This is a genomic window from Roseivirga seohaensis subsp. aquiponti (assembly GCF_001267955.1).
GTDB classification, from domain to species: domain Bacteria; phylum Bacteroidota; class Bacteroidia; order Cytophagales; family Cyclobacteriaceae; genus Roseivirga; species Roseivirga seohaensis.
Genome location: NZ_JSVA01000010.1, coordinates 326,660 through 338,797 on the forward strand (window position 1 = coordinate 326,660; position 12,138 = coordinate 338,797).

General features: G+C 39.9%; 11 protein-coding genes. 6 read left to right on the top strand and 5 right to left on the bottom strand.

The annotated features are described in order from the left end of the window. Positions 1-31 precede the first annotated feature (31 nt). On the top strand, positions 32-922 hold the full coding sequence (locus OB69_RS10995; RefSeq protein WP_053223772.1) for a flavin reductase family protein: 891 nt from the start codon (positions 32-34) through the stop codon (positions 920-922). A gap of 31 nt (positions 923-953) precedes the next feature. Further along, entirely contained in the window at positions 954-1,538 is a 585-nt protein-coding gene (locus OB69_RS11000) for an outer membrane beta-barrel protein (RefSeq protein WP_082338154.1), read from the top strand. Positions 1,539-1,602: 64 nt separating this feature from the next. On the opposite strand, the gene bioB is transcribed toward OB69_RS11000, so the two are convergent. After that, the gene (gene bioB / locus OB69_RS11005; protein WP_053223774.1) at positions 1,603-2,706 is read right to left on the bottom strand and encodes a biotin synthase BioB; all 1,104 of its coding nucleotides are present in this window, start codon (positions 2,704-2,706) and stop codon (positions 1,603-1,605) included. Between the two features lie 75 nt (positions 2,707-2,781). Between bioB and folK the strand changes: the two genes are divergently transcribed. Continuing rightward, a complete protein-coding gene (gene folK, locus OB69_RS11010) occupies positions 2,782-3,273 on the top strand; it encodes a 2-amino-4-hydroxy-6-hydroxymethyldihydropteridine diphosphokinase (RefSeq protein WP_176699972.1) in 492 nt (163 codons plus the stop codon). A gap of 33 nt (positions 3,274-3,306) precedes the next feature. On the opposite strand, the gene OB69_RS11015 is transcribed toward folK, so the two are convergent. From OB69_RS11015 to OB69_RS11030, 4 genes are all read right to left on the bottom strand, one after another. Beyond that, positions 3,307-4,032, bottom strand: a complete 726-nt coding sequence (locus tag OB69_RS11015) for a hypothetical protein (RefSeq protein WP_157608551.1) — start codon at positions 4,030-4,032, stop codon at positions 3,307-3,309. A 154-nt stretch (positions 4,033-4,186) separates the two neighbouring features. Next, a complete protein-coding gene (fabD, locus tag OB69_RS11020; RefSeq protein WP_053223777.1) occupies positions 4,187-5,059 on the bottom strand; it encodes an ACP S-malonyltransferase in 873 nt (290 codons plus the stop codon). A gap of 81 nt (positions 5,060-5,140) precedes the next feature. Then, positions 5,141-5,557, bottom strand: coding sequence for a thiol-disulfide oxidoreductase DCC family protein (locus OB69_RS11025; protein ID WP_053223778.1), 417 nt, complete (start codon positions 5,555-5,557; stop codon positions 5,141-5,143). A 39-nt stretch (positions 5,558-5,596) separates the two neighbouring features. Continuing rightward, a complete protein-coding gene (locus OB69_RS11030; protein WP_053223779.1) occupies positions 5,597-8,449 on the bottom strand; it encodes a T9SS type B sorting domain-containing protein in 2,853 nt (950 codons plus the stop codon). Positions 8,450-8,632: 183 nt separating this feature from the next. On the opposite strand from OB69_RS11030, the gene OB69_RS11035 reads away from it, so the two are divergent. Genes OB69_RS11035 through OB69_RS11045 form a run of 3 tightly spaced genes read left to right on the top strand, consistent with a single transcriptional unit; the run spans position 8,633 to position 12,132 of the window. After that, positions 8,633-9,307, top strand: a complete 675-nt coding sequence (locus OB69_RS11035; RefSeq protein WP_053223780.1) for a succinate dehydrogenase cytochrome b subunit — start codon at positions 8,633-8,635, stop codon at positions 9,305-9,307. A gap of 13 nt (positions 9,308-9,320) precedes the next feature. After that, positions 9,321-11,330, top strand: a complete 2,010-nt coding sequence (locus OB69_RS11040) for a fumarate reductase/succinate dehydrogenase flavoprotein subunit (RefSeq protein WP_053223781.1) — start codon at positions 9,321-9,323, stop codon at positions 11,328-11,330. Between the two features lie 46 nt (positions 11,331-11,376). Then, positions 11,377-12,132 carry a succinate dehydrogenase/fumarate reductase iron-sulfur subunit gene (locus tag OB69_RS11045; protein ID WP_221404877.1) on the top strand — a complete coding sequence of 252 codons (756 nt, stop codon included), beginning with the start codon at positions 11,377-11,379 and terminating at the stop codon, positions 12,130-12,132. Positions 12,133-12,138: the final 6 nt, after the last annotated feature.

Here is a 12,138-nt window from a genome sequence, read left to right on the forward strand (position 1 = left end):
GAACGAATCAAACTTTTAGAATTCAATACGAATGAGAATCGACCCTAAAGAAATTCCAACAGGAAAACTACATGGTTTGATGTTGGGCACCATTGGTCCGAGACCAATTGCTTTTGCGAGTACAGTGGATCAAACTGGAAATGTGAATTTAAGTCCCTTCAGTTTTTTTAATGTATTCAGTGCTAATCCGCCAATTTTGGTTTTTTCTCCGGCAAGAAGGGTACGAGACAATACTACAAAGCATACGCTTGAAAACGCGCTTGAAACAAAGGAAGTAGTGATCAATATTGTGAGCTATGATATCGTAGAGCAAATGTCGTTGGCGAGCACGGAGTATGCACAAGGGGTGAATGAATTTATTAAATCTGGACTTACTGCTTTAGATTCTGAAATGGTAAAACCGCCTAGAGTAGCCGAGTCGATTGCTGCCTATGAATGCAAGGTGAACGAAGTGATTTCTTTGGGTGAAGAAGGCGGAGCGGGTAACCTCATTATTTGCGAGGTAGTTTTAATGCACTTGAAAGAAGAAATTTTGGACGAAAATGGAATGCCCGACCCTGTGAAAACTGATTTGGTAGGTAGAATGGGGGGAGACTGGTATTGCCGCGCCAATGGGGAAGCCCTTTTCGAATTGCCAAAACCAAATAAAAATTTAGGGATTGGATACGATCAAATTCCTGCGGTAATCCGAAATAGTGTAGTACTTTCGGGCAATAATTTGGGACGTTTAGGGAATATTGAAAAACTTCCTGACGCTGATGCCGTTTCGGCTTTTGGTACTCGATCTGAAATAGAAGAAATAAAATTACGTTTCAAGAATGACCCTGAGTCTATGGAGTATCATTTGCACACCATGGCACAAGACTTTTTGAGGAAAAATGAATTGGAAAATGCATGGTTGACACTTTTACAAACCAATTGAATCTATAATCTAAAACAATAAATAACTGAAAATGAAGAAGTTTTTAATAATGGCGTTAATGCTGACTATGGTATACAGCGTTTCCGCACAGGTGAATTTTGGCCCTAGAGTGGCACTTACCTCTACAAAAATATCGCTTAAAGATAACGCTACTGCTATTAAAGAAGGTGATGGTGAATTTGGCTACCAATTCGGAGCTTTTTTAAGAGTAAAGGTGCCTGTGGTGGGTATTTATGTTCAGCCAGAATTACTCTTCAGCAATTCAAGCGCAACTTTGAATAATGGCACAGATGATGTTGATTTTTCATTCAATAGAATTGATGTGCCCGTAATGGTAGGAGGTAAAATTGGCCCCCTTAGAATCAATGCTGGCCCTGCTTTTAGATTCTTGACCAGTGCAGAGTCTGATTTAGCTGGTGTAACCACCGATGTGAAAAATAACTATAAAGATTCAACTGTAGGTTACCAAGCAGGTTTGGGTATTGATTTATTGAAATTCGTATTTGATCTTAAATATGAAGGCAGCTTAGATAGCTTTGCAGAAGAAGGTCAAGGCTTCAATGTTGACCAGCGCATGAACCAATGGGTATTCGCTGTTGGATTCAAGTTGTTCTAAGCGAGTATTGATTTGAAATAAATCCTAAGCTTCACTTAGGGAATAAAAGAGAAAAGGAAGGAGGCTATAAAGCTTCCTTCCTTTTTTTGTTGGCCTTTTTAGTGGCCTCAACGTTCTTTTCAATTCGGTGTCCTGGCCGCGACCATTTAGCCTTTTCAACATCCGATGGCGTCATTTCATCAGGGTTTACAGGGGTTGGTTTAGCTCCTTTGGCATAAGGCTTCATTGGAGTTAATCCTAAGATATTGAAAAGCTCCATGTCCTCATTTACATCAGGGTTAGGAGTAGTTAATAATTTGTCACCAGCGAAAATAGAACCAGCTCCAGCCAAGAAACAGAAAGCCTGACCTTCTTTGCTCATTTCTGTTCTTCCCGCAGAAAGACGAACCGTGGTTGATGGCAATACAATTCTAGTCGTTGCTACCATTCTAATCATATCCCAAATAGGAATTACTTCCTGTTCTTCTAAGGGAGTGCCTTCTACTGCAACCAACGCGTTAATTGGAACTGACTCTGGTTGTGGACTCAACGAAGCCAGAGCGATGAGCATTCCTGCTCTGTCCTCAATGGATTCGCCCATACCTATAATTCCACCAGAACAAACAGTAACATTGGTTTTTCGCACATTTTTTAATGTTTGCAAACGGTCGTCAAAACCTCTAGACGAAATAATTTCTTTATAATATTCTTCTGAAGAATCAAGGTTGTGGTTGTAGGCATATAGACCTGCTTCGGCTAAGCGTTGTGCTTGGTTTTCGGTAAGCATTCCTAAGGTGCAACACACCTCCATGTCTAATGTATTGATGGTGCGTACCATGTCAAGAACTTGCTCAAACTCTGGCCCGTCTTCCACATTTCTCCAAGCTGCCCCCATACATACCCTTGACGACCCCGTAGCTTTAGCCCTTAAAGCTTGAGCTTTTACTTGGCTTACGGTCATCAAATCATTGGTTTCAATATCTGTGTGGTAACGCGCTGCCTGTGGGCAATAAGCGCAATCCTCTGGGCAACCACCCGTTTTGATAGAAAGTAAAGTACTGATCTGTACTTCTCTTGGGTTATGGTATTTTCTATGAACTGTTGCGGCCTCATATACTAATTCAAGCAAAGGCTTGTTGTATATTTCAATAATCTCCTCTTTCGTCCAGTCGTTTCTGATTTCGCTCATTCTGCAAATTTATGAGTTGGCAAATTAAGGAGGTTCACTATCAACTCCAATAAGCAAATAGTATATTTGCCAGCTATGGGCGACATCTACTTATTGTTGGGTACCAATTTGGGCGATCGAGAAAATAACTTACAGATAGCGAAAGAGCAACTGACTGCTCATCAATTAACGATCAAGAAGGAATCGTCTATTTATGAGACGGCTGCTTGGGGCATTGAAGATCAACCTAGTTTTTTAAATCAAGTGGTGATTGTAGATAGCGATAAAAACCCCGAACGCATATTGATTATCATCAATATTATTGAAGGCTTAATGGGGCGAGTGAGGAATGAAAAGTGGGCGCAGCGCTTAATCGATATTGATATTCTCTATTATCGTGATATGGTGGTGGATAAACCAAGGTTGAAAATTCCTCATCCTGAAATTCAGAATAGAAGATTTACTTTAGCTCCTTTGGTTGAATTAGCTCCAAATTTCAAACATCCTATTAGTGGTAAAACGCAATTGGAAATGCTGAAGGATTGCCCAGATAATTTAAGGGCCGAAGTTTTTCAGGCTGAGGTTTAATACATAAATCTGGTTTGAAAACAGGTAAAGTCTTTAAAAGAACTCCTTAAACACTTTAATCATATCGGACTCATCGCCCCATTTGAGTTTGTTCTTTTTCACGAAGTCTTGAATTTGATCGTATTGCTTGTCCGAGGCCATCGTTTTAAAACCTTTCTTATTAAGGGGGACGTCCTCATATAAGTTTGTGCCTTTTCTGAAAAAATAATTGACTTCTACCCTGTATTTGTCTTCAGGAACAGAGGTGTATCTTAGTTGGCTATCAGCAGGTACAATTCGCTTCGTTTCCTGTTTTATTAAAGAAAAGTTCTCATTTTCAAATAGTATTTCGAAAAATGAGAGTTCATTTTTTAACTCCTTAAAATCACTCGTGTATTTTCTTGCAAAAAACCTGTTTTCTGAGCCATATAGAATAAAGCCCGCTATTTCATCATTGTCAATTCTAAATGGATTGTATTCTTTACTAAGCTTGAAAACCAATGCATTTATACTAGCATCGATATTTAACAGCATAGAATCGGCCCGCTGATCTGTTTTAAAGTTAATTGCACCTAGTTGCCAATTTGGGTAGACTAGTGGACTTCTTTCAAAGTCTAAATCATACAGTGTCATTCCAATTAGTTTCTGACCTTTTAGTGCGGCATTTTGTTGTGAAATCAGCGTGTTTTGAATCTGTACGGCCTTAACTTCTGATGTGTATTGCGCATTAGCGCCAAACGATAAACATATAATTGAGAGCGTTAGTAAATACTTTGACATGGCCGTAATATTTAGATATTGTGATTTCTTATCTAATCTAAACAAAAGCATTGGCTTTGGAAAGTATTTGACGCACAGGTGTTTAAACGATAAAAGCCTTCATTGTGCTAATGAAGGCTTTTATATGGTTCTAAAGCTTTTATGGTGTGTTTCACTAAATGCTTGACACCTCAGCTTCTCTGTGGATTTTTTTCACCAAACCTTGAAGCACTTTTCCTGGACCAGATTCTGTAAAGTGAGTAGCTCCATCAGCTACCATAGCTTGTACAGATTGGGTCCAACGTACTGGTGCAGTCAGTTGAATTTTTAGATTTTCTTTGATTTCGTTGAGGTCAGAAGAGGCTTTTGCTGTTACATTTTGATAGATAGGGCATTTAGCTGGGTTAAACTGTGTTGCGTCTATCGCTTTCTCTAACTCTTCACGGGCGGGTTCCATTAATGGAGAGTGGAATGCTCCTCCAACAGGAAGTGGGAGTGCTCTTTTTGCCCCTGCTTCAAGGGCAGCAATACAGGCAAGTTCAATTCCTTTATGTGAACCTGAAATTACCAATTGACCAGGACAGTTGTAGTTTGCGGCTACCACTACTTCGTCTATTGACGCACATATTTCTTCAACTTTTTCGTCTTCTAAACCAAGAATAGCGGCCATAGTGGAAGGGTTAATTTCACAAGCCTTCTGCATTGCTAAGGCCCTTTGCGAAACAAGTTTTAGTCCATCTTCGAACGATAAGACGCCATTGGCAACTAAGGCAGAAAATTCGCCTAAAGAGTGACCTGCCACCATATCTGGCTTAAAATCTTCCGAAATAAGCGCCAATACAACAGAGTGTAAAAAAACAGCTGGTTGCGTTACTTTGGTCTCTTTCAGCTCTTCAGCCGTACCGTCAAACATAATATCGGTAATTCTAAAACCAAGTATTTCGTTAGCAGATTCTAACAGTGCTTTGGCTTTTTCTGAAGAGTTATAAAGGTCTTTGGCCATTCCAGGGAATTGGGCTCCTTGACCAGGAAAAACATATGCATTCATGAATGATCTGATTTTTTGAGAAGGCAAAACTAATTCTACTTTGCTTGTCAACCAAAAGTTGAGGTAATTAAGCAGCTAGGTTTAAATAAACCTTTGCTTTAATTCAGGAGTAGGCATTCGGCAGGAATCCTGCTTTCCGAACCATTTATAGCGGTTTTTGCCGATAATGTCATAAATGCCATGTCGGATAAAAGGAGGAATGAGAATGAAAATATAGAGCAATGGCCATAACCCATTCAGCTTTTTGGCAATGCGCAGTGCGGCTGAACTTTTTCGATAGACCTTACCTTTGCTGAGCAATACCAAACTGTCGAATTCTTCTTGATTAAATCCCAGCTCTTTCAACTTTGATTGGCCAAAATCGGATTGAAGTGCAGCAAACTTAAAATGCTTTTTAGGGTCTCTGTCAATTATAAAATTGACAGAGCTATTACAGAGGTTACAAACGCCATCAAAGAGCAAAATATCATGAGTTTTATTTTCTGAAGAGGTTTGCATACTAATGAGACAGTTTGAAGTCTATTAAAGTTTCAGCGATTACCTTACAATTTTAACCCAGTTTTTAAATTCCATGGTCTCTTTTTTAGGATTGAAGACATCGAATGTAACTATCGCTTGATAGTAATAGGTGCCTTCCGGTAATTCTTTACCACTATTGTCTCTTCCATCCCAATCAATAAAATAATTAGGCTCAACTGCGCTTTGAGTACTGTAACTATAAATCTCTTGTCCACCCCAACGGTTGAAAACCTTAAATTCAATGTTTTTTACAAAACGAGGACATTTTCCATTTGGTCTGTCAAAAGCCCTGAAGGTATCGTTAAGGCCATCACCATTTGGAGTGAAAGTGTTTGGTAATTCATAATTAGGGCAGTTGTCAAAACATATAGGTGCACTTAAGCTACTTTCATTGTTAGATCGGTCTACAGAGCTTACTCTATAGCAACCTTTATATGAACTAAGCCCCGTATGTGTAAAGCTAGCGTCTCTTGAATTTCCGACCAAAGTGAATGTTCCTTCGGCACCTGAAGGCGAGAAGTAAATATTATAACTGGCTATGTCTCCATCAATGTCATCGGCTGTCCATGTGAGTGTATTAGAGAAATTACTGAATGCACATCCAAGATTTTCCAAGTTGCCACAGTTAGGGCTATCTAATACAATTAAGCCATCAATTTCTTCTGCACCATCTGGAATCTCTATTTCTGGTTCTTCAGGCGCTACGTTGTCATTAGGCTGAATACATAGTTTTTGAGAATCGTTAATCAATGGTGAAGGAATAAGGTCATTCCCATAGCTTCCTTGTGTGGTTACAATATAGCAGTACTCTCGATCGTCAAATAAAGGAGTATTATTAAAACTGCCATCGTCAAAATAGATAAATCCACTATTGGTTACTTTAACACTATCAATTAGCACAAAATTATTCTCATCAGTGGCCGCAGCATCGGTACGGTTTCGCATAATATAGTGATAGGGGTACTCCTGTACTTTATTCGTCCAAGGTACATTGGCCTCCCATTTCAATTCAACGGCTTGAACCAAACCTAAAGCACTAAGCCAAACTGAAGATGCTACAGAAGAGCTATCGATTAAGTTATCACCAGAATCGTAAAAACGAACTTGATAGTGATAAGGGGTTTCTTGCGTGTTCAGTCCTGTGTCAGTATAAGTTGTATCGGTAGTTGATGTCACTAGTGTCCGTCCGGCAGTTCCGGTAAATCCTTGGTATCTAATTAATTCATACCTAAATGGAGGAGGGAAAAGCACTTGGTCTATTTCGAGAGGTGATGTCCACTTTACAAACATTTCTCCATTTGTAATGTCCGTTTCTTCTACGGAAATATTTGTAATTGCAGGTACATCCAAGGGTATTAGTGCACAGGTTTCTATGGAAGCATAACTTGTTCCGCCCTTTGGAAGCGGAAATTCTGCTACAATTCTATAACAATAATTCACACCAGGTCTTACATCATTTGTGTCGACATAATTGGTTTGATTGATAGGCACTTGGTCTATTAATTCATAGCCCGAACCATCAGGTATTCCGAGGTTACAGTTTTCAGGGTCGAAGTCGAAACTGTCGACTCTCCTGTATATTTTCATTACTGGGTTATAGTTTCTTCCAATGTAGTCATCCCATGTTAGCTGAATAGAGCGGGCATTGGCAATTGCAGAATTTAAGCCCGTAGGCGCTGGCGCAACAACTGTTACATACCAAGTGGCAAATTCTGTTAGCGAAGGAGCATCAGGGTCTGTTGGTTGGTCTGACACTTTAAATTGAATTTCGTAAGGTCTTCTTCTTACATGAGAAATGTCGGTTTGCCAGCTAAAAGTATGTTCGGCTGGTTGTTGCCTGAATGATGGTTCAGGGGTAAACTGCGCGGCATTTGGATTTAAATCGAAAACACCGCCAAATGCTTCTACCAATACTTTATTATTGTCTGGGTCTGTTCCTCTAATAATTGCCTCTAAAATGGCGCCTGCTTCAATACAAGTGTCCGCAGGTATTTCTAATTCTGGTCTTTCATTGTCGCAGTCTTCAATCAGAATCTGCATATCACGAGTTACATAACCTAGTAATTCATACTTCCCCGTAACTTCAGAAAAGCGCCATTCCTCAACTATAAAGGCAGCATTGTATTCTCCCGCAACCATGGGAGCATCCCAAGTAAACGTGCCTGTAATCGGATCGATTTCGAATTTGGCAGGACTTCCTCCATCCTCTCTTAATGTTGTTATCGAAGGGTCATTCAATGGTACATAACCACTAACTTCCACGCCTCTGTCTTGCAATAGGTTTACCATTCTGTAAGCAAGACTATCTCCATCGGGGTCATATGCTCCCGGATTATGTGTGAACCTAGCACCAATACATCCTCGGTCAATTGGTGGAATAGTTAATTGGGGGGTAGCATTAACATCCAATCCTGGGTCAATTCTCAGTACTGTTTCAATATGAAAAGGGACTTGCTTAGAGCTTCCTCCATTGATATTAAGAATACCATCGTTCCGGTTTTGCTCGGTGTAACTAACCACATAAACTCCTGGCCCATCAAAAGTATGTTCAATTTCTATTATTGTCATGGCAGTCTCATTGCCAATAGACCTTTCTTCAAAGTTGACTGAAGCGTCTTCAATTGTTTGGCGGTTTCCTCCTTGTAAAGATCCTATGGTTCTGCCTTGGCCAAAATTGATAATACCACCATCGGCAACTTGTATTGGAGAGCCAGTATCAGAATAAATAACTATGGTGAACCTGAATTTAAGGCTTGTTTGTGAAATTCTAACCGCTGTGATTTCACCTGCCCTTATGTGAGTAGCCCAAGCTTGAACACAGGCTAATAATAAAAACGAAATGATAAGGAATGTTTTTCTCTGTAACCCCATGCAATACTTTGGTTTCTGTATTAACGCAATATCAATAATTACTTATACTTCTAAACAAAAAAACTTTACAATCTGTTTACCCCGCGAGTTTCTAATTTAGAATGTATTCAAATAAAAGAGCCATTTGATTACTAACGATTGCAAACTTAACTTTGGCTACCAAATTTAATCTTTAATAAATTAATGAGCTGGTTAAAACAAACCTTTACGAGTTCCATAGGCAGAAAGTTTGCCATGGCACTCTCAGCCCTTTTTCTAGTTATCTTCTTACTTCAACACTTCATTATCAATTTTACCTCAGTACTGAGTGAAAAAACTTTTAATGAAATTTCTCATTTCATGGGAACTAACGTGTTGGTGCAGTTCGCTCTTCAGCCCGTACTTATTTTCGGTGTGATTTATCACTTCGTAATGGGGTTTGTTTTGGAGATCAAAAACAGAAATGCACGTGCTATTAAGTATGCGATGAACAAAGGAAGCGAAAACTCTACATGGTTTTCGAGAAACATGATTTACTCAGGTTTTGTGATTTTTCTCTTTTTATGTCTCCACTTCTACGATTTCTGGATTCCGGAAATATCGCATAAATATATCGAGGTGTTGCCAGAAGACTCTACAAGATACTTTGGCGAAATGGTAGAGAAATTCCATGACCCTATGAGAGTAGGATTATACGCTTTAAGTTTCGTGTTTTTGTCTCTTCACTTAATGCACGGTTTCCAATCGGCATTTCAGTCTGTAGGAGCAAGGCATAGCAAGTACACGCCTGCCATTAAAAAATTGGGTACGCTATACGCTATCATAATTCCTGCGGGTTTTATTTTCATTGCGCTGTATCATCATCTAACTGCTCTTTAATTCATAAGTAGCCATGACGAAATTAGATTCAAAGATTCCAGAAGGTCCTATTCAAGACAAATGGACTAACTATAAAAATCATATTAAGCTTGTAAACCCTGCGAACAAACGTGCTATTGATGTAATCGTGGTAGGAACGGGACTTGCTGGTGGTTCTGCTGCTGCAAGTTTGGCCGAGTTGGGTTACAATGTAAAAGCATTCTGCTACCAAGATTCACCTAGAAGAGCGCACTCTATTGCAGCTCAGGGTGGTATTAATGCAGCTAAAAACTATCAAGGCGATGGTGACTCTACTTACCGATTGTTTTACGATACCGTTAAAGGAGGCGATTACAGATCGAGAGAAGCCAACGTATATCGTTTAGCAGAAGTTTCTGCCAATATTATTGACCAATGTGTGGCCCAAGGTGTTCCTTTTGCAAGAGATTACGGAGGGTTGCTTGATAACCGATCTTTTGGTGGCGTTCAAGTTTCAAGAACATTCTACGCCAAAGGGCAAACAGGTCAGCAATTGCTTTTGGGTTGCTATTCAGCCATGTCGCGCCAAATTGGTAAAGGAAAAATCAAAATGTACAACCGTCATGAGATGTTGGACATTGTGAAAGTAGACGGAAAAGCCAGAGGTATTATTGCTAGAAACTTAGTGACAGGAGAAATCGAAAGACATTCTGCTCATGCTGTGGTTATTGCATCAGGTGGTTACGGAAACGTATTTTTCCTTTCTACCAATGCAATGGGGTCAAACGTTTCGGCAGGCTGGAAAGTACACAAAAAAGGGGCGTTCTTTGCTAACCCTTGCTATACTCAAATTCACCCTACTTGTATTCCTCAACACGGAGATCAGCAGTCTAAGCTTACATTGATGTCAGAATCGTTGAGAAACGATGGGAGAATTTGGGTTCCGAAAAAGAAAGAAGATGCTGAAGCCATTCGAGCTGGTAAATTGAAACCAACACAGATTGCTGAAGAAGATAGAGATTACTACTTAGAAAGAAGGTACCCGTCATTCGGTAACCTAGTGCCAAGAGATGTAGCCTCAAGAGCAGCGAAAGAACGTTGTGATGCGGGTTATGGTGTAGGAACAAACGAAACGGGTGAGGCAGTTTACTTGGATTTCTCTTCTGCAATTATGCGTTACGGAAAAGAACAAGCGAATATTCAACATATCCATAATGCATCTGAAGCCAAAATCAGAGAGTTAGGAGTTGATATAATTGAAAAGAAATACGGCAACCTTTTCCAAATGTATGAGAAGATTACTGCCGATGATCCATACAAAACACCAATGAAAATTTACCCAGCCGTGCACTATACCATGGGAGGTGTTTGGGTTGATTATAACTTAATGACCACGATTGAAGGTTGCTATGCTATAGGTGAGGCAAACTTCTCAGATCACGGTGCCAACCGACTTGGAGCTTCTGCTCTAATGCAAGGTTTGGCCGATGGTTACTTTGTATTGCCATACACGATTGGTGATTATTTAGCCAACGATATTAGAACAGGTGAAATTTCTACCGACTTACCAGAGTTTGTAGCGGCAGAAAAAGAGGTAACCGATAGAATTAATTTCTTTATCAATAATAAAGGAACAAAATCGGTAGACTACTTCCACAAGCGCTTGGGTAAAGTAATGTGGAACAAAGTAGGTATGGCCAGAAACGCCAAAGGCTTAACCGAAGCAATTGCTGAAATCAAAGAAATCCGAGAGGAATTCTGGAAAGAAGTAAAAGTGCCGGGTAGTGCTGATAGTATGAATCCTGAATTAGAGAAAGCAGGTCGTGTGGCCGATTTCCTTGAATTGGGTGAGCTGTTTGCTAGAGATGCCCTTTTGAGAGAAGAATCTTGCGGAGGTCATTATCGTGAAGAATATAGCACTGAAGAAGGTGAAGCCATGCGTGATGATGAACACTTTACGCATGTTTCGGCTTGGGAGTATAAAGGAGAACCAGCAGATGCTGTGTTACATAAAGAGCCTTTAAATTACGAGAACATTGAGCTCAAGACCCGTTCATACAAATAATTAATTGAGAATTTAAGAATCAGAAAATATGTCAACAGCAAACGGATTGAATCTTACACTGAAAGTTTGGAGACAAAAGAACGATAAAGTGAAAGGCCAAATGGAAACCTATCAGGTATCTGATATTTCGCCAGATAGCTCTTTCCTTGAAATGATGGATATTCTCAATGAAAAATTGATCAACGAAGGGGGAGACCCAGTTGCTTTTGATCATGACTGTAGAGAGGGTATTTGTGGTAGCTGCTCAATGTATATTAATGGAGAAGCTCATGGGCCGGGTAGAGAAATCACTACTTGCCAATTGCATATGCGTGAGTTTAAAAATGGTGAAACGATATACATCGAGCCATGGAGGGCTAAAGCATTCCCTGTAATTAAGGATTTGGTAGTAGACAGAGGTGCTTTTGATCGCATAATGGCGGCTGGTGGTTTTGTGAGTGTGAACACTTCAGGAAACACTCAAGATGCTAACGCTATTCCAATTCCAAAAGCAGATGCAGATAAGGCTTTTGATGCGGCTACTTGTATTGGCTGTGGAGCCTGTGTAGCTTCTTGCAAAAACTCTTCGGCCATGCTATTTGTTTCTGCCAAAGTATCGCAGTTCGCACTACTTCCTCAAGGTAAAGTAGAAGCTAAAGAGCGTGTACTCAATATGGTGCAACAAATGGACGATGAAGGTTTTGGTAACTGCTCTAACACAGGAGCATGCGAAGTGGAATGTCCTAAAGGAATTAGCTTAGATAATATAGCACGTATGAACCGTGAATACTTGAGTGCCAGCTTTACAGCTGATAAAAAGTAAAAATAA